The sequence below is a fragment of the Runella defluvii genome (genome assembly GCF_014195535.1).
Taxonomy (GTDB): domain Bacteria; phylum Bacteroidota; class Bacteroidia; order Cytophagales; family Spirosomataceae; genus Runella; species Runella defluvii.
The window spans coordinates 463,897-483,280 of record NZ_JACIBY010000001.1; the positions used below are offsets into that span (position 1 = coordinate 463,897).

The following is a 19,384-nucleotide window of genomic DNA, read 5'->3' on the forward strand; positions in this document are numbered from 1 at the left end:
AAACTTGGAAGGATTGGGAGGGATATTAAACGTTGGTCAAAATACCGAGTTTACGGTCTTCTTTCCAGCGTCCGCGCGTGAAGTCAGGGAATTTAACAGGAGCATTGCCACCTTGAATTGAAAGCGCAGAAAGCGGAGTCACCGACGACCACGAGGCGGCATCATACACGTCCATGTCGAGGGCTGTTCCACGGTTGAAGCAGTCAATCAAGCGGTAAATCAGTACGAAGTCCATGCCGCCGTGACCACCGTTACGCTCGATTTCTTCCTTCATTTTTGCCCAAATAGGGTGCTTGTATTGTTCGCGTAAGGCTTTGTATTCTTCGTCTTTAATAAAACCGTGCCCTTGCCCTTTTTTGGCAAAACGGCTCGGATAGCCCGTATGGAATGCCTTGGTTCCCGCCAGCATGTTGATACGGCTGTAAGGACGAGCCGTAACAACATCGTGTTGAACCAAAATAGTACGGCCTAAGTGAGTTTTAATCAGGGTATTGTTCATGTCGCCGTGTTTGAAACCTTTTCGCCCATGAAATTCGTTGGAAGGGTCGGTCATGGTAGAAGAGTCTTCACTGAGACTGGCCTCCAAACTACTCATTGATACCAAGTGGTTGAAGCGGTCGCCACGGTCGATGTTCATGTATTGCGACACAGGGCCGAGGCCGTGCATCGGGTAAAGGTTTCCGTCACGGGTCAAATTGTGACGAATCCGCCACATGTTGTAGTATTCAGTTTTGGAGAAAAGCAATTCCCGCAAATCGTGGATGTAGCCACATTCGGCGTAAGTAATGGTACCAAAAACACCCTGTTCGGCCATGTTTAATACCCAAAGTTCTTCGTCGCCGTAGCAAACGTTTTCGAGCATCATGCAGTTGCGTTGGGTTTGCTCGGCGGTATTTACCAGTTTCCAACAGTCCTCTACGGTATAAGCAGCAGGTACTTCCGTCGCAGCGTGTTTTCCTTGTTGCATGGCATAAACGCACATGGGGACGTGGTCTTCCCAAGGAGTGGCAATGATAACGAGGTCGATGTCATCGCGGCGACACATTTCCTTCCAGGCGTCCACTTTTGAATGATAGTAGGCGACGTCATTGACCCCTTTTGACTCAAGCCACTGTTTGGTTCGGTTGGTATATCGTTCCTGAATGTCGCAAACGGCCACAATTTTGGCTTTTGCTCCGCAGGCATGTACCAATTTTACGTGCCCCGAACCACGGTTCCCGACCCCAATAAAAGCTACCCGAACCTGCGGAATCGGTGCTGATTTTAGACCAATTACCGACTTACCAACGGCCTTTGGGATGACGGTCGTTTGAGCAATCGTTTCTTCTATTGAATTTGAGCGAGCATTAGAAACAAAAGGTAATCCTAAGGCAGAACCAATGGCTGCCGTAGCTTTTAGAAATGAGCGGCGTTCCAAGAAATTTTTCATGGAGTGGGAGGGATTGAAGGTTAGAAATATTGATGAAGCAAATTAATAAATAAATTTAAAAAATAAGCAATGACTACCGAAGTAATCATTGCTTATAAATAGAATTTTATGTTCAAATAGTTGATTTTTAATTAGATGGGTTTTAGCCAGACTAAACAAATTGGTTTAAAATTAGAACTCCAATTAACCCCACTACCGAAACAATGGTTTCCATAATCGTCCAAGTTTGTAAGGTTTCTTTGATGGACAGGTTGAAATATTCTTTGAACAACCAAAAACCACCGTCGTTGAGGTGAGAACAAATCAAGCTACCTGAGCCGATGGCCAGCACCATTAATTCAGGCTTAACTCCCTGACTTTGAACCAAAGGAGCGATGATTCCAACGGCCGTGAGGCCCGCTACCGTAGCCGAACCCACACAAATACGAATGACGCCCGCAATCGCCCAACCTAACAAAAGAGGTGAAATTTGGACACCTGCTAGTAGTTCACCAATGTACTTGCTTACCCCGCCGTCGGTGAGTATTTGTTTAAAACCACCTGCTCCTGCTACAATTAAGAGAATGATTGAGACACTTTTGAAGGCTTCTTCCAATGATTTCATCACATGTTTGGTACTTCTGCCCCGACGGATTCCCAAGAAATAAATAGCGACCAGTACTGAAATGAGCATCGAAATAGAGGGGTCGCCCAAAAAGGTAAACGCCGTATGTAACGCCGAATTTTCCTCAAATTGTCCTTTGAGCCAAGGCATCAATGTCAGTAAAAGCAAAGGCAAAAGCGCTACTACAAGGCTGATGCTCAGGCTAGGCATTTCGTCTTCGGTGAATTGGCGGGTGTTAAAAAGAGAAGCGTCGGGCTTAGGGTTGTACTTTTTTAAGGTTTTTCCAAAAATAGGACCTGCAATGATGATGGCAGGAATCGCAACCAAAATCCCATAAAAGAGTGTCTGCCCCACATCTGCTTTAAATTGAGTAGCAATGGCCGTAGGCGAAGGGTGAGGAGGCAAGTAACCGTGCGCTACCGAAAGTGCCGATAACATCGGAATAGCGACATACAACATGGGAAGTCGGGTGGAAGCAGTAATGGTAAAAATGAGGGGGATGACAATCACAAAACCCGCATTATAAAACAAAGGCAAACCAATGATAAAACCAGCCAAGGCCAATCCCCAAGGCAGGTATTTCAGGCCAAAAATATTCATGAGGGTGGTCGTAATTCGTTGGGCTGCCCCACTATCCGCCACGAGTTTGCCAAGCATTGAACCAAAACCAATGATAATTACCAATGACCCGAGCGTTCCGCCGATGCCTTTTTCGAGCGACTGACTGATTTGACTTACGCTCATTCCGCAGGCTAACCCTAGGCCAATACTGACGATGACGAAGGAAATGAACGTATCAAGATGGAAATAGGCAACTAACAAAACAAGGGCTACAATCCCCAACAGGACATACAAAAGCAGCATAGTAAGGAGGGTTTTAGGTATAAAATCGTATGAAACTGAGTACAATGTTAAAAATTTGCAAAGATAGTTTTGTACAAAATCAGGAAACGAAGAATTTTGACAAACGATCTCTCAATTCATTGAAATAAGCAACGGATTTTAATAACCTACTCCCGTACCAACTGAACAATTCACCATCAACCAACATAATATGGGCAGAGGGACAAATTTCTTGAAATTCTAGTAAGTGTTTTTCTCGAAATGAATAAGGCTCTGAAGAAAGAAAAATGAGCTCAGGAGCAGCTTGTCGTAAGTCAGCTTCTGAGATTTCGGGATAACGTGTCAGGTTGCCAAATACGTTGAGAAAACCAGCTTTACCTAGCATTTCGTGGATAAACGTGCCGTTCGCGGCAACCATAAAGGGCTTTTTCCAAATAAAATATGCTACGCGTGGGCGAAGCGACGGCGATTGGAGTGAGTCAAATTGGGTAGATAATTGTTGACAAATTTTGAAAGCTTCAGGTTCTTTGTGGGTGAGCTCCCCAACCTTCTGAATCATTTCAAGCGAATCGTCTAAGGTGACGATGTCAGAAATCCAAACGGGAAAGTCTCGTTGCAAAGTTTCGATGCCTTCTTTATAATTTTCCTCTTTGTTGCCAATAATCAAATTAGGGTTCAGCGCCTTGATTTTTTCAAAGTCAAAGTTTTTGGTTCCGCCGATTTTTGCGATGTTCTTTACTTTATCGGCGGGATGGCAACAAAATTTTGTAATACCTACTACTTTATCCTCCAAACCAAGGTCAAAAAGAAGCTCAGTTTGCGACGGAACGAGTGACACAATTCGCTGCGGAGCTATGGAAGAAGAACGCATACGGATGAAGTGTCCTAGTTGGAAGTACGGAATTTGCCTGTACCAAAGGTTTGTCTAAAACCTATCCTAAAACCTGTATTTTTGGTATAAAGATCACCACGGTCAATAGCCGCCGAGGCAACCCACTCTAAGCCCGAGAGCGCAGGAATTTGGCCTTTGAGTTGTAACAAAGCCGAAAGTTGTTTAGGAACGGTAGGGTAGGAGTAGATGTAAGTACCGTAATTGGCACTGTAAGAGATTTTGGATAAAAACTGAATCGAGGGGCCGATATTGCCTTCAAAACCAAGATGATATACTAAAACACGGTTGTTGTTAGCCATGTCATTGGTATTTTGTTCTTCAGGGCGGTTGGTATCTTCCTGATTGGTAATGAACGGAGTCCCAATAATTCGTCGTCGATACGACCACCCATCGTAGTACTGTTGGTGGTTGAAGTACTCGTCCTTGCCGCGCTTTTTGCCATTTGTCATCACAAACGTATCACCACCCTGACTACGGGTATTTAAGAACTCAAATACCACTTTTTTAAAGGAAATTCTACCTTTTTCTTGGCTAGGGTAAAGGTTGGTGAGTACAATTCCATTCAGGCCGTCGGCGATGCTTGTAAGGTAGAATAAAGACCCATCTTCGTAGATATTTTGGCGATACACCAAAATATTTACTTTTTTCAAATCAAGTTCAAAGCCAACATCAACTGTACCTAAATGGTTGCCTACGCGGTTAGTAGAGTCGAAGGCATTGCCTTTTCGAACCCCAATGTTTGGACCAATGGCAATTACTGCTAATAAATAGTCTGCAAAACTGCTGGGAAGTGTTTTATTTGTGACCGTTCCGATATCATCAAATGTTTTTCCGCCCCATTGCACTTGGTGGTTAAAACCCCCATATAGTTTGACGGAAGAGCTTTGCCTACCGATGCGAACATAAACGGACTTTTGGTGCAAATAATAACCATAGGCAAACTTGTTCGTCCCAAACCAGCTATGAGCGTAATTCCCCTTAAAAGCTAACCAAGGGTTATTTTTTCCTAATGGTTGATAATCTGGTATTTCAATTTGGATTTTAGGCATCGGAAAGGCATTTCCTGACCATATATAAGAGCCTGTGCCAAGTGTGCTGTCAGCTAGACCAAACAATTCTTTTTTGCGGCCAGCATAAAAAAGCAAATTTTTATATTTAACACCCGCATACAACTGGGGTAAGAACAGGGTGGTACTTCTACTATCTAGCAGATTTCCTACTACTTGAGTACTACCTATGAGTTTCCATTTATTATTTTTTGCAGATAAGTTACTTTCAAAGTCGATTGCCCCGCTTAGCGCAACGGCTGTTTTTTCTGGTACGACATCGTACTGATTCGCTCGTAACCAAAAGGGCATTTGGGTGGCCGTGTTGTAATAAAAAGCACTGAAATCAGTCCTAAAAGAATGTTTTGCAGTACTATCTTGTGCGGTAGCCAAACCTCCACAACCCAAAATTAAAAAGCAACAAGACAGTAATACGAAAAGCTTTTTCAATGGAAAAGAAGTAATTTCTGGACGAATAGAATACTTGTGAGAACAATGTAAAAAACAAAGTTATCAAAAAAATCCTCTTTTACGAAGCCCTAATTGGATTCCCATGGAAGGTTCGTAGAGTGTACCAGCGTCGATTGCAATGGATGTTGTCCAATCGATTCCCTGCAACCAAGGTAGTTCCTTTTGGATTTGGAGAAGGCTAGAGAATTGTTGTCTAGCGGAAGGAAATGGATAATCATACGTACCCAAGTTGTTGCTGAAAGAGGCTTTTACTAGCCATTTCCATTCATCTATCCAACCGCTTGCACCTAAGTGAAGCATCTGAACTCTATTGTTGAGGGTTTTTGCATTTTTGATGAGGGGAAAAGAACTAATAATATCACTCTGTTTGGGGATAAAAGGCGTACCAATCATTTCACCTTTATAAGACCATCCTTCAGAATACACATAATGATTAAAATAATTGTCTCTCCCAAAAATTTGTTGTTGAAAATCAAATACATTTCCCCCTTGACTGGTGGTGTTCATCCATTCAAAATTGACTTTTTCAAGGGTAAATGTTTGCGCGTAATTTGGGGCATTTCGATTGTTAAATGTTATTCCTTGGAGTCCATCTTGAATATTTAAGAAATTATATAAGGAACCATCGTCGAATATATTTTGACGAAAAAAAGTCAAAGATTTGTTGTTAGCTAACTTCCAAACCAGCCCTAAATCAAGCGTTCCAAGGTGATTGCCCACGCGGCTGTCCTGCCACGGTTTTCCCACCACAACGGCCCACCAAGCCTCTTTAGGAGGAAGCCCGTTAGGCCAAATTTGGTCTTCTCCACCCCATTGGGCAAGGTGATTGAATCCTCCGATTAAATTGATTTTCCAGTTTGGGCGACCCATTTTGATGAACAAGGTCTTTTGGTGATAATAGCCTTTTACCGCATTGGTTCGAGGACCATATGCAACTGCAAGGGTATCTAACCATCCGTGGGCAAAAGAGCCTTTGATGGAAAATAGTCCTCTAAAAAAAGGCAATTCTACGTAGTTGGGAATTGACAATTGAATTTTTGGGAAGGGCTGGGCGTTCCCTGACCAACTATAAGAACCAGAAGAAAGAAGTGTATCGCCCAATAGGCCCATCGTTTCGAGCCGACGACCATAAAATAATTCAATAGGCCCGTATTTGATGCCAGCAAAACTCTCAATAAGCTTAAATTTATTTGAGTTTTGTTGGGCAATAAAAGCACCATCGAGTCCATATAAAAGCCGTATTTGGCGCCAGCTGTACTTTACGGTGTCCCCTTTAGTATTACCAAGCGAGGCCCTTGCTATAAAAGAAGAGGAGTTTTTGGGAATAACGTTGTATTGATTGGCATAGTACCAGAATGGAACGGTGGGAGAATTTGTGCCGTAGGCATTTACCGATAAATTATACTCGGACGTAGGCAAAAACTGTGCATAACTGGTAAGCGCACCAATTAAAAAATACACCAGAAAATTAATGGAATACCTATGTCTCATAGAGGCAGCCTCGCAAATTTATCTATCGTCCCAACCCAGCTAATACTACCCTAATGGTATGTAAAATTATTTTAAAATCAAATCCGAATGATTGGTGTTTAATGTAGTACATGTCATACCTGTGTTTCCACATACCATCTTCTATGGATGCTCCGTAAGGGTATTTGACTTGTGCCCACCCAGTTAGTCCTGGTTTAATGACGTGACGAAATTCGTAATAAGGGATAGCTGTTTTCAACATTTCAATAAAAACAGCTCTTTCTGGCCGTGGCCCAATGAGAGACATTTCGCCTTTTAGTACATTAAACAACTGAGGAATCTCGTCAATTCGTGTTTTCCTAATAAACGTACCTACCTTAGTAGCTCTTGGGTCATTTTTTTGTGCCCATTGCGCACCACTTGCTTCAGCATTAGACCGCATCGAACGAAATTTAATAACCTCAAATTCGATATTATAGAGCCCCACGCGTTTTTGGCGATAGAAAATTGATCCTTTTGACTCTAGTCGTATTGCAATAGCCGTTAGCAACATAATAGGCGATAGAAGTGCCAAAAGAATAGATGCATAGATGATGTCAAAAAAACGCTTCGTAGCAATTTTAGTACGATTTCTCAGTACAGAGAAGGCTTCCTTGTTAAGAAAGTAATCACCATTTAAAAGGCTGATTTCTGTATATTTATTTTTTGACTCCAGAAAATCCACCAAGGGCATTACAGTAACTCCATATTCTATATTTCTTAGTAAAAATTCTCTCTCAAGGTCGTCAATGTATGCCGCATTGTAATAAGTAATGACACCTTGCCGCTTGAAGATTTGATCACACTGATTGAATAAGGGAGTATAAGAATAGTTCTGTAATATGTCTGTTATAAGTGGAATACTAGATTCAGGACACACAATGTATAACGGGTTTTGCACCAGTGTGGGTGAATGTTTCGGGCTAATGTCAACGTAAGAAGTAGGATATTTGGTAGAATCTTCCAATGGAATTTCTTCAAAGGTGGTAGAAAAACTTTCAACTTCAGGCTCCTTCATTTTGTATTTTTTTTAGAAAAACACCTTAAATTTCCATAATTACAAGTATTCTCTTGTTAATAGAAGAGGTTCAAAGATAAAGCCCATTTTTGTAAAAACCAAAGAAGCTAGATACCGTTAAATAACTTTCCCTTGAGTGTATAAGGAGGGGATTTGAAGAAAGTAGTCAAAAATCTTGTGGTAATCACAAAGGCCAATTACTTTTGTAAAAAAGGTCGTTGATTCATGAGTACCACCGCTATCGCAAAATCCACCCAAATTGCAGGGACACAATTACATGAAGTGAAATTGGTGTCATTGAAAGAACATAAAGACTCCAGAGGTTCCTTTACCGAAATTTTTCAGGATCATTGGGGGACGGTTCTTAAACCTGTACAGTGGAGTGTCGTGAAATCGGAAGCGAATGTGTTTCGTGGAATGCACTACCACCAACGCCACGACGAATATTTTTGTCTCATTGATGGGCATTGCGTGCTTGGCTTGCGGGATTTACGCGCGGGCTCTCCTACACAACATCAATCTGCCCTATTTGAACTTTTTGGTGATGATCCCGCAGCGCTTATTTTCCCGAAAGGGATGCTGCACGGCTGGTTTTTCCATACGCCTGCGCTTCATATTCAGTCAGTTTCGGAAGCCTATGTGGATTATGGAGGCGACGACAACTGGCGTTGTGCTTGGGATGATCCTGAATTGGAATTGCCTTGGGGAATTGAAAATCCTATCCTGACAGATGCTGCCTCTAATGCCCCTTCTTTGCGTACGCTAGTCGCCGCTTTAGAGCGTAAAGGCTATATGTAAGCTTGGTTTGGATAAAAGGAACCAATTCCGCGAGGGTCTTGCCTTTAATCCGAATCCAATCATTTTGTAAGGCCGCACGCTCATCGAGTAACGACTGGAGTACGTTTTTGCGCATAACATGGAGAAATGTTGAGTCGCTGAGTTTTGCTTCCCACTCTTTTAATTCTTCTACGCGCTTTTCGGTCGGGATTCCTGGATACGTAGCTCCTCGTTTAAAATACAGCACGGTGGCTTCGCTTCCAAAAAATGGAGAATAGTCAGGGTGTTCCATAAATTGCGCCCACATATAGTCATCCGTAAAAACATCGGGAGGGGTAGTGCGCCAGCCGTAGGGTAGGTTCTTGTAAAATTCATAAGTATGTGCAACAGCCGAAAAGACAAAATGTTGCCTCGCATTTGAATATCCATACCGAATGTCTCCATTTTGGAAAAGTCGGAAATAGTTGGAAGAAACAAAGTTTCCTTTTTCAAATAACTCTAGTAATGTCTCTAAGTGGTTTGGAAGCCACAAGTCGCGATCTAAAAGATACGCTACATACTTTCCCTGTGCATAGTGTGTAAGTACTTGATGCCGATTGGGTTCCCCTCTACGAAGGTGCTTTGGGAAATCAAAAAACTTGATTCGGGTATCTTGTTTAACAAGCGATTGAATCACTCCCCTCGTAAATTCATTCACCCCGTCACCAATGATAAGCAACTCAAAATCAGGGATAGTTTGTTTTAAAACACTACTCACCGAGTAAGGAAGTAGCAACCCACGGTCGTTTGTGGTAGGAAGTAAAATAGAAAATCGAGGAGACATGTTGCCCGAAAGTTTAACAAGTTGTGGCACCTAACGTGTAAAGTGCCGTAAGAACTTCAATGGTCGTGATTCCTTCCTGAAAAGTGGAAATAGGAGGTGAGCCACCGCGTAAATAGGCTAAAAATGCTTCTAATTCCTTTCGTAAAGGTGGAGTGGTGTCAAAAAAACGCTTTTCGCTATTATTTGGCGTAGGGTAGCTACATTCGTCACCGTAGAAAATTTCGATATAATCTACTTTTTCATCGGCCAAAATGGCAATCCCTTTGGTACCGTGCAGTCGAATTTCACGACGTTTATCGGCAAAGCGGTTTGAAACCTCTATTTGAACAAAAGGCGAATGACCTAGAAGGGCGGTCATACCACGGGCATTAGTTCCGTGCCATTCAATGACCGCAGAACGCGGCGCTGGAATGTACCCAAGGATTTCAAGGGCAATGGTCAAATCGTGGGGAGCTAAGTTCCAAATGCTATCGGTGTCGGTGCGGGGACTTGTCCAGTTACATCGATGCGTATAAAGAGCCGTAATCTCGCCAAGTTCTTTAGTACGAGCTAGTTGCCCTAAAAGCTGCACTCCTGCATGGTAGCGCCAAATGTGCATCATGAACAGGGGATAGTCTTCAAACTTTTTAAGAGCGATGGCGTCTTCAAGTGAAGTAACGAGTGGCTTTTCAATAAAAACGGGTATGCCCCACGGAACAATTTGTTCTAAAATGGAGCGGTGAGTGACGGATGGAGAGGCCAAAACTATTCCATCAGCAGTGTGCAAATCATCTAGTGAATCGACAAAAAAATGGGGATAATCTTTCTTCGCTTCAGGATTGGGGTCGAAGATTTTTATGTCAACCGCTAGGTTACTTAATTCTCGGATGATGTTTTTACCCCAAATACCAGCCCCAATGAGTCCTATTGTCATTTATTTTCCTTGTTTTTTAATCATGATGACCATTGTTTTCATGATTAACCACATATCGAAGAAGAATGAAATTTTATTGAGATAAAGTAAGTCATAGCGAAGTCTTCGCTTAATTTCGTCAGGAGAGCCCGCATAACCAAATTTGACTTGTCCAATGGAAGTGATCCCTGGTTTGACGGATAAAATGAGTTTAAAATCATCGGGTGACTCATCCATCAACGTTTTAACATCATAATCTGCTAATGGGCGGGGGCCTACGACTGACATGTCGCCTCTAAGTACATTATAAAATTGAGGAAGCTCATCGAGTCGGGTTTTCCTTAAAAAACGTCCCCAAGGGGTTATTCTCTTGTCAAGAGTACCTTCCGAATGGCCTAGACGTGCACCGACATACATACTTCGGAACTTGTATATTTTAAATTTTTTACCCCATTGGCCAGTTCTATCTTGCGAAAAAATGACTGGACCTTTAGACGTTAATTTGGTTATTAAGCCTAATAAAAGGAAAATGGGAAACCCAAGTAGTAAAATAGAGCTTGAAAAAATAACATCGAAAAGTCGTTTACTTATGTACTCTTTGGAGTAATCTAAGAATTCCGATGATAGTGAGATAACTGGAGTAATCCCGTGAAATTCGAGTGAAGGTGCTTGGCTAAAAAAGAAGGCAAAGTCAACCACTAATTTGACTTTGTACGAAGCAGTATTTGACTTCTCTACCATATCCTTTAAGAGTGGATGCCCTACACGAGGAATACAGCAATAAACGGTATCAATCTGGTTCGAAGCGAGTAGTTGGTTTAAGACGCTGTAATCGCCCCTAATTAATGGCTTATTGGTAGCACTCAATTCATCAAAATAGCCGTAGAACTTGTAGCCAAATTCGGGATGTTGGTCGTAGAAGCGCTTAATTCTTTGTGATGTATCATTGTAACCAACGATGACATAATTCAGGGTATTGTTGCCGTTGGCACGATAAATTTTAAGTAAGACCACTGCCGCAGTTCGCCAAGTGCACCCAAAAATCCAGAACAATAAGAACGTGTAAAAGAGCTGAAGTCTAGGTAGATGAAAGTCTTGAAGAAGCATCCATATGAAAACACCCAGTGCAGAAAAGAGAAGCACTGATATCAAATGCTTGTAAATAAGAGTGAATACGTGGAATTTGAGGCGAGTATGTTTGTAAGGGCGCAGGACAGAAACAATCAACAGCCAACAAAAACCAAGAAAAGATAGAAATACAATATTTTTATTGTTGATACTCGAAGAATTAGGGCTTACCAATGCGTTACCGATTTCAAAAGACACACTCAAAACGATGAGGTCAGAAACGAATTGGAGGGGTCGAAAAAAAAAGGGTAAACTAGGTCTCATCCGAATTCAACAAAGAAATGTACAAGTTAATAGGTTTTGTGTTGGACTATCAACTTGTACAAAAGTAACGGATTCAATTTGCCTATACAAACCTTTTTATTTTGGTTACTGACAAATCTCCGTGTCAAGCCGTGACAGATATAGCTACTTGTTTACTGACCCACTTGTAAGTTAATTCCATTCCTTGGCGCAGAGTGAGCGATGGCTTCCAGCCTAATTTTTTAAAGATTAGAGAGTTGTCAGAATTTCTGCCTCTAACACCTTGAGGACCAGTTATATTATTAATAGTAAGTTTTTTATTTGCAATATCAATAACCATTTGAGCAAAATCATTGATTGAAATCATTTCTTCAGAGCCAATATTAACAGGGCCTGAAAAATCTGATTTAACCAGTGCTCGGATAGCGTCTATACAGTCATCTATGTAGAGAAATGAACGCGTTTGTTTACCATCACCCCAAACTTCAATGAATGTACCATCTGTTGCTTCTGCTACTTTACGACACATCGCAGCAGGAGCTTTTTCTTTTCCACCTTGCCATGTACCACATGGACCAAAAATGTTGTGAAATCTTGCTATTCTGACATCAAGACCTCGATTTCTTTGATAAGCAAGATACAAACGTTCACTAAAAAGTTTTTCCCATCCGTATTCACTGTCAGGAGCAGCTGGATAGGCGGAGTCTTCTGAACATTTGGGATTTTCAGGGTCTAGCTGGTTGTATTCAGGATACATACAAGCCGATGAAGAATAAAAAATTTTACCAACACCAGCATTTGCACTTGCTTCTAAAATATTTAGATTACACAAAGCAGAATTGTGCATAACCGAAGCGTCGTTAAAACCCGTAAATATGTAGCCAGCGCCTCCCATATCAGCAGCTAACTGATATACTTCATCAAAGCCACCTTCTAGAGCATTCATGGCTACATTGAGTAATGTCAAGTCCCCAATAATAAATTCATCCGCTTGGTTATTGCCAAATTCATTCTGCTTTAAATCAACCCCTCTAACCCAATAACCTTCTGATTTTAATCTATTGACAAGATGGCCACCAATAAAGCCACCTGCACCGCAAACTAACGCTTTTTTCATATTATTCTCTTCGATTTGAATTTCAAAATAAGGTAAATTAGCCTGAAGCCTCTAATATACCTTGGAATATAAAGTTTTGGTTGATGTAAACACCGGAATAACCATCCAAGATAAATGTAATCAGCCCATTGAGGAATAGATGCTTGGCTTCCTGTCTTAAATGCAATTGCAGCCCCAGTACATAAAATAGCTGGTTTGTATGACAAGGAATTTTTTAAGTAATATCCTAATTTCTCTTGGGTTCCACCGCCAATATTTAACATAATCCATTGAGGCTTGAATTCTTCAATTTTTGATACTAATTGAGGATCGAATACATTTTTTTTGTAATAAGGAGCAGTATATGAACCAATTAAAGTCGTATTAATTCCTACTTGTTTTAAATAATTTAAATTAATTGACCCCTCTGAATCAGATGGGTTGACAAGCATTAGACGTACATGACCAGCAAAAGTAAGCTTTTTTAGAAAAAAATTAATAAACTCCAAGCCCGAAATTTTACTTAACCTATTGGAGTTGAATAAATTCCACATGATTACCATTAGGCCACTATCAGGGATAATTATATCAGAATTAACAATAGACTTGTAGTACTCAGAGTCATTTGAAATATTGACTAAAGCAGGAGCCGCAGGTACAGTAAGAAGCCCTCCATATTGGTTTAGATACTCATAAACGTCATTAACTTGTCCATTAAAAAACGGTATTCCTAATATTGAAATAGTAGTTGCTGGGTTAGGAGTCATAAGAATTGTTAGATAAAACAGTTGTATATGTTGAAATAGTGAAAAGATACAATTTGTGTTTTTAATCGAGTCTTGTAACGTAAATCTTAAATAATAATTGAAAAGATATGTACTATAGTTTGTTTTTATTTTCTAAGATATAAGGAAATAAAATTTTAGATAAAAATAGTTGGCCTGAATCATTCATGTGTATGTCATCGAAATAGTATTTTTCTTGTTCAAAATCTATTCCTTTGATTATAGTTATTTTATTTTTTTTGCAAAATTGAATAATTTCTTTTCCACCGTTTTCATACGTATGTGCTTTTTGCTCTGTTTTTGTTGAATGTATATATATATATATAGGTATATTGTTAAATTTAGATATGTTTTTAAAATAATTAAATCCTGTATTCCATTTTTTTTGAACAGGTATCTCATGTATAGTCTTTGGGAAATATCTATTATAAATTTTTTTTAATAGAGTGTGTGTAGCAAATAATGTATTTTTGTCGGGATGGTCAGGCGAAACTCCGACAATGTTAGAGAATGTCATTGTATCAAAGGCATCATGGCTACTTACAATTAAAAAAATAATGTCGGCATCAAATAAACCATGTTTTTTTATAAATGCAGCCCCATTGTCAGGTCCCCACGACTTAGCAGAAATATTCAATACCCTTATATTTTTCTTTAAGACCTTTGATAACTCATTTTCAAGAATTGTTGATGCTAAGTTTTCATGACTTATTAGATTGCCACCATTAATAACAGAATCTCCAATTAATAAAATAACACTAGTGTCTTTATATGACATACTTGTACTTCTCATAGAGTATTCGTTAGTTATGAATTTATTTCTATAAATCACAGTGTTTTGGTTAGGCTTTAAGGCGTATTCGTAATCTTTGCTTTTGATATATAAAGGGTAAGTATTCAATCCAAAATAACGACAAATTACCTCCAATAAAAGAATAGTAAAAAGTAAAGCCGTTGTTATTTTATTATTTTTCATTTAGTTCTTTAATTTTGCAGTAAATTTGAGTATAATATGAAAGTTTCATCAGTGAAAATAAAAGCCCTGTTTTTCCATCTAAAAAACCTCTCATTAAGATAAAGCTTCCAAAAAAGTATATTATACCTACATAAGACTTTCCTAAAATGCTGTATTTGATCTTTTGAAAAAACGTCCATTTACTTTTTAAGTGAGGATTGTATAGGTAATGGATGTATCTTTTAGATTCCCAGTCGGAGTATTCATTATGTTTATTTATATAATGGGATAAATTTTTTACATCATTGTGGCTAATCTTAGATGTTATTTTTCCAATACTTCCATCAATAATTGGATGCTCATGCACCTCCATATCTAAATGACTCCAATATGTTTCATTGATTTTTTCGTAGTACCCTTTGCCTACTTGAAATAGAGCTAATTTTTTCAGTGGATAACCTCCTTTTAAGGGTTTTCCAAGAAAATAAACCGTGTAATAAAGCCAATACCCTACATGTGAGCTTGTTTTTAATTTATTACGAACTTCAAACTTGAACTTTTCTGTTAAAAACTCGTCAGCATCTAAAAATAAAACCCATTTTGTTTTTGGAGGGTGATTAAATAAAAACCAATTTCTTTTTTTTGGAAACTTTCCATCCCACTCAAAATGAAGGATAGTGACATTAGACTTCCTGCTAATATTTAACGTATTATCAGTGCTACCAGAGTCAATTAATACTATTTCTTTTGCGAAATTTCTACCTATTGCATTTAAACAAAGTTGTATATTTTTTTCTTCGTTTTTTGTTGGAATTACAATAGTTAAATCAAGTATGTCTTGGGTCATTTTGAAATTAATATATTTTTTTTCTTGATTTAATGAACATACAAGGGTGACCACTGTAAACCATCCATTCTTTTAAATCTTTGATAACAACAGATCTTGCTCCAATAACACAGCCATCGCCAATATTAATTCCTGGATGAATAAATGATTCCGCTGCAACCCAAACGTAATTACCAATTGAAATCGGCTTAGTAACTAGAGGAAATCCGATTTGGTTATAGTCATGGGTTCCTGAACAAAGATGACAACCTTGCGATATGACACTCCTTTTTCCAATCGAAATTTTGCCCTGACAATAGAGAATTACTCCATTAGCAATGCCCGTTTGGTCACCAACTTCTAGGTTCCATGGAGCCCATATTTTGACTTTTGGATAAATATGAACCCCCTTCCCTATCTTTGCACCAAATAATCTTAAAATTGCAGAACGCCAGACATGGAATGGAGGAGGAGTAGGAGAAAAAAAAAGGAAATATACGCAGTTCCAAATAACTCTCAAAAGTCTATTTTTTATTGAGAATGATGGCCCAGAAAACGTATCAAGATTATGCATTTGATTTGAATTTTTGAAATAAATTAATTAAATTTTTGTTTGTATTATTTATATTAAAACACGAGTGGTAGCAATTTAAAGCATTGTTTTCAAATTTTATTAAATCTTCATCTTGCAGGCTAAGAAACCATTCTAAAGCATTACACAATCCTGACACTGTATCATCAACTACATATCCACATTGAAACCTCTCAATTTCTCTCCATGTATTTACTTTATTTGTTGTAATTACTATTTTGCTACACGCAAGTGCTTCTGCAACCACAATCCCGAAATTTTCTTGATGACTAGGTAGAATTAACCCAGTACTGTTGTAAATGAGATTCCATTTGTGGTCGCCTTCGACCATACCAAGAAAATGAAATTTTTCTTTTAATTGTTCACATTGGTCAATTTTTTTATTTAATTCATTAACATAGTTACTTTTGTCAACAGGCCCAGCAATTAAGATAGTTGGTAATTTTGCAAATAAATTAGGTTTTATATTTAATATTTGTAGATAAGAGTCTATTAAAATATGAAGACCTTTCTTCGGAGCAACACGGCCTAAAAAAAGTAAATATGGATTTGAATTATTGATACAATGTCTGTTTTTGCCTAAAGATATTTTTACTTGATTAAAACTGGGTGGAGGAATAGTTCCATAACCGATATTGATTTCTAATTTTGGTTGATAGTTGGTAAACGTTTGTTTGGCTAGCTGCATTTCTTCTTCTGTCGTAAATAAGATTCCATCGCTTTTGTTGATTACATGTTTTTCAAAAAACTTCCAAAAAATGCGATTTCTGATGGCTTTCCACTTCCTATTCGGGGCATTTTGAAAGTATGGGTCAAGCATTCCGTGTGGCATCACAAATAGCAAAGTTTTGATATGTGCCTTGTTTCTTTTTAGGTGATTGAATGCTAAATAAGTAGCAAAGCTTGGATAGAGCCATAAGCCATTTATAATCACTATATCAAAATTTGTAATATTACTTTTTAACCAAGGTAATAATTTAAAGGAAAAATGCCATGGGCTAAAGAAAGGACCCAAGAGATGAACTTTTATATTAAGCGGACTATAGATTTTATTATCTAAACAAACTATTTCGTTATTTATACCCTTACCAATTAGATTTATTATAGAATATTCTAAACCTTTAGCCGTGCCACCTGTACTAGAGTTCATACTGTCAATTACTTGTAATATTTTCATGGTTTTATGCAGTTCACTCCTGAAAGAATGTGTTATTTATTTTTTTGTACTCATTTTCTATTTTATTTAAAACTTCTATCACATTAAATTGCTTCGCATTTTTCAACGATAATTGAACTTGCTGCTCTCTTTTATCAGGGTTCCAATTACAAACGCTTTCAATTAATGGGGCTATTTTCAAAGCCCATTGTTCATAGTCTTCTACTTGTTTATTATACCTAGAAATAAAGACAGCGGCATTGCCCCCTATTTCATTCATCGGAGAAACATCGGTAGTCATAACAATACTACCAGAAGACATAGCTTCGATTATTGGCCATCCAAATCCTTCTGCTAAGGATGGAAAAAGGAACAAAGTCGCACCTGCATAAGCATACCGAAGAGATATATCGTCAATTTGTGTTAGAAAATGGATATCATTCTGGTATTTGTTATTTGCAATGAGAGCAAGCATGTCAGCAGTGGGTGGAGGTCCTACAAGAAGCAAAGGTAGGTTTTTGTTACTCAAACTACGCCATTTAATGTATAAATGTAGTACTCCGATTCTATTTTTGTACCATGTATTACCTCCAACATGTAAAAGGTATCCACCTGAAAGTTCTAAACTTGTTACACTTTCAAAAAATTGACGACCGTTTTCTTGTGTTAAAAACTCAAATAATGGGTTTAAAGGATTGTAAACAACTAAAGCGTTTTTTGAAGGAGAGGGCAATAGACCATTTAAATCACGTTGAGTTTGTTTTGAAACACAGATAAAATTTTTACCTTTTGAATAGCCCCAACGAATATAGCGTTGGTAGAGTTTTCCTGTTGTACTTGTAGTATGTTCTGGTAGTTGCTCCAATGCTGAAAGTTGAGCTAAAAAGTCATGACAGTGTATCACATGGGGCCTGTGAGCTAGAAGTGGCACCCAAGGACCTAAAGCATGATCTAAAAATACAAAAAGTGTTTTTTTTGTTGTGAATTTTGTTTTTATATATATTATAAATGGAAACAAAATGAATTGATCAATATAACCTAGCCATTTACGAATATTTCCAGAAAATGGTAGTAAAAAGAAAATAGCTTTAGGTTCCCATACACTTACCATATGGCCCCGTTGCTGCATTCCATTTACTAGTAAATTCCTAAATCGTTCCATGCTTGGAAGATTAATAAATTTGGGATGTGCTAGAAAAACCAATTTCATTGGCATAAATTGATTATAATGTAAAGAAATGAGGATATTAAATGCAAGTTACTAAATGGAAGATAAAATTTTTTGACAAACATCTTGGTTACCAACTTTTATTTCTCTAACTCTTTTCATACCAGAAAACCTTACTTCTTCGCGATAATTATTATTTTCAAGTAAATGTTTACAGATTTCGATACATTCATCTAATGATGACCAAAAGAGGGCGTCTTGTTTTTCCCTAAATAATTCAAGATGTTCGTTCGTACGTTGGGCACAAAGAACTCCTCCCGCATATGGAACTTCAAGACTCCTTTGTGTATGGAGATCTCTATTTCCTTTTGAAAGTAAACCAAGACATATTTTTGCACCTTGGATAGCTGAAACATATTCTCGACCACTTATAGAGTTGCCCCTATGATAAGGTTTTAACTTATTCCAGTATGGAGATTGATTCCATCTATCCCCCCAAATTGAAACATTAATATTTGATTTAATTAATGAATAAATAAACCGGTCTCTATTTTCATTCTTCATGCATGTTCCAATGAACGCAACATCACTATGAAATTTAGGTGAAATAATTAACGGATCTGAAAAAGGAGCATGTTCTACTTCATCATAGGACATTGTAACTCTAACAACTTTTTGGGCTTTCTTTTTTGTAAACTCATTGATGTTAACGTCCCTCATTACTGCGCAAATATCATAATAGGGTATAGACTTCAAAAGCAAGTTAAAACGTGCACCATCCCGCTTTCCTGTAGGATCATCATTATTATACAGAATAATAGGAGCTTTTTTTTGTCTAAGTACTTTAAGAGCACTTGGGCCAAAAAGTTCTCCACTATTTATCCAGATAATATCAGGTGCTGGTTGATTCTCCAATAATTCTTCACACCATCTAGTTATTTTATTATTAGTTAGAATGTACCCAGTTCTAAAATGAATAGGGTTTAAAAATCTATCAAATGGGTTGTTTAATGTTTTATAAGGATCAAAAAGTAATACATTATATCCCAGTCTTTTTAACGCTTTACTTCTGTGGAATGAAGTGCTATCAATTGAAGAACTTCCCAGATACCAAATTGTATTCATCTATTT

At 38.3% G+C, this 19,384-nt stretch carries 18 protein-coding genes; 1 reads left to right on the forward strand and 17 read right to left on the reverse strand.

Annotated features, from left to right (window positions below):
- Positions 1–25: 25 nt before the first annotated feature.
- The 6 genes from FHS57_RS01870 to FHS57_RS01895 form a co-directional block, all read right to left on the reverse strand.
- Positions 26–1,429, reverse strand: a complete 1,404-nt coding sequence (locus tag FHS57_RS01870) for a Gfo/Idh/MocA family protein (RefSeq protein ID WP_183971154.1) — start codon at positions 1,427–1,429, stop codon at positions 26–28.
- 151 nt (positions 1,430–1,580) lie between these two features.
- Positions 1,581–2,897 carry a gluconate:H+ symporter gene (locus FHS57_RS01875; protein ID WP_183971155.1) on the reverse strand — a complete coding sequence of 439 codons (1,317 nt, stop codon included), beginning with the start codon at positions 2,895–2,897 and terminating at the stop codon, positions 1,581–1,583.
- 79 nt (positions 2,898–2,976) lie between these two features.
- Entirely contained in the window at positions 2,977–3,747 is a 771-nt protein-coding gene (locus FHS57_RS01880; protein WP_183971156.1) for an ABC transporter substrate-binding protein, read from the reverse strand.
- Between the two features lie 14 nt (positions 3,748–3,761).
- Entirely contained in the window at positions 3,762–5,126 is a 1,365-nt protein-coding gene (locus FHS57_RS01885) for a capsule assembly Wzi family protein (protein WP_183971157.1), read from the reverse strand.
- A 201-nt stretch (positions 5,127–5,327) separates the two neighbouring features.
- Positions 5,328–6,776 carry a capsule assembly Wzi family protein gene (locus FHS57_RS01890; protein WP_183971158.1) on the reverse strand — a complete coding sequence of 483 codons (1,449 nt, stop codon included), beginning with the start codon at positions 6,774–6,776 and terminating at the stop codon, positions 5,328–5,330.
- 22 nt (positions 6,777–6,798) lie between these two features.
- Positions 6,799–7,812 (reverse strand): sugar transferase, encoded by a 1,014-nt coding sequence (locus tag FHS57_RS01895; protein WP_183971159.1) that lies wholly within the window; start codon positions 7,810–7,812, stop codon positions 6,799–6,801.
- Positions 7,813–8,037: 225 nt separating this feature from the next.
- Here FHS57_RS01895 and FHS57_RS01900 point away from each other — a divergent pair, with 225 nt between their 5' ends.
- Complete coding sequence (locus FHS57_RS01900) at positions 8,038–8,610, forward strand: dTDP-4-dehydrorhamnose 3,5-epimerase family protein (protein ID WP_183971160.1); 573 nt, start codon at positions 8,038–8,040, stop codon at positions 8,608–8,610.
- Here the strand turns inward: FHS57_RS01900 and FHS57_RS01905 are convergent.
- From FHS57_RS01905 to FHS57_RS01955, 11 genes are all read right to left on the reverse strand, one after another.
- A complete protein-coding gene (locus tag FHS57_RS01905) occupies positions 8,552–9,412 on the reverse strand; it encodes a glycosyltransferase family 2 protein (RefSeq protein WP_183971161.1) in 861 nt (286 codons plus the stop codon). The two genes, FHS57_RS01900 and FHS57_RS01905, sit on opposite strands and share 59 nt — an antisense overlap.
- A gap of 13 nt (positions 9,413–9,425) precedes the next feature.
- A complete protein-coding gene (locus FHS57_RS01910; RefSeq protein WP_183971162.1) occupies positions 9,426–10,325 on the reverse strand; it encodes a Gfo/Idh/MocA family protein in 900 nt (299 codons plus the stop codon).
- Positions 10,326–11,696, reverse strand: coding sequence for a sugar transferase (locus tag FHS57_RS01915; protein WP_229601235.1), 1,371 nt, complete (start codon positions 11,694–11,696; stop codon positions 10,326–10,328).
- 124 nt (positions 11,697–11,820) lie between these two features.
- Positions 11,821–12,792, reverse strand: a complete 972-nt coding sequence (locus FHS57_RS01920; protein WP_183971164.1) for an NAD-dependent epimerase/dehydratase family protein — start codon at positions 12,790–12,792, stop codon at positions 11,821–11,823.
- Positions 12,789–13,538 (reverse strand): WecB/TagA/CpsF family glycosyltransferase, encoded by a 750-nt coding sequence (locus FHS57_RS01925; RefSeq protein ID WP_183971165.1) that lies wholly within the window; start codon positions 13,536–13,538, stop codon positions 12,789–12,791. The genes FHS57_RS01920 and FHS57_RS01925 overlap by 4 nt, the downstream gene beginning before the upstream one ends.
- A gap of 112 nt (positions 13,539–13,650) precedes the next feature.
- Positions 13,651–14,532, reverse strand: a complete 882-nt coding sequence (locus FHS57_RS01930) for an SGNH/GDSL hydrolase family protein (RefSeq protein WP_183971166.1) — start codon at positions 14,530–14,532, stop codon at positions 13,651–13,653.
- Entirely contained in the window at positions 14,522–15,358 is an 837-nt protein-coding gene (locus FHS57_RS01935) for a glycosyltransferase family 2 protein (RefSeq protein WP_183971167.1), read from the reverse strand. The genes FHS57_RS01930 and FHS57_RS01935 overlap by 11 nt, the downstream gene beginning before the upstream one ends.
- Before the next feature lie 7 nt (positions 15,359–15,365).
- The gene (locus FHS57_RS01940; RefSeq protein WP_183971168.1) at positions 15,366–15,911 is read right to left on the reverse strand and encodes a WcaF family extracellular polysaccharide biosynthesis acetyltransferase; all 546 of its coding nucleotides are present in this window, start codon (positions 15,909–15,911) and stop codon (positions 15,366–15,368) included.
- Positions 15,904–17,106: a glycosyltransferase gene (locus FHS57_RS01945; RefSeq protein ID WP_183971169.1), complete on the reverse strand. Its 1,203-nt coding sequence runs from the start codon at positions 17,104–17,106 to the stop codon at positions 15,904–15,906. The genes FHS57_RS01940 and FHS57_RS01945 overlap by 8 nt, the downstream gene beginning before the upstream one ends.
- Before the next feature lie 13 nt (positions 17,107–17,119).
- Entirely contained in the window at positions 17,120–18,295 is a 1,176-nt protein-coding gene (locus tag FHS57_RS01950) for a glycosyltransferase (RefSeq protein WP_183971170.1), read from the reverse strand.
- 51 nt (positions 18,296–18,346) lie between these two features.
- Positions 18,347–19,378 (reverse strand): CgeB family protein, encoded by a 1,032-nt coding sequence (locus FHS57_RS01955; protein WP_183971171.1) that lies wholly within the window; start codon positions 19,376–19,378, stop codon positions 18,347–18,349.
- Between the last annotated feature and the right edge of the window lie 6 nt (positions 19,379–19,384).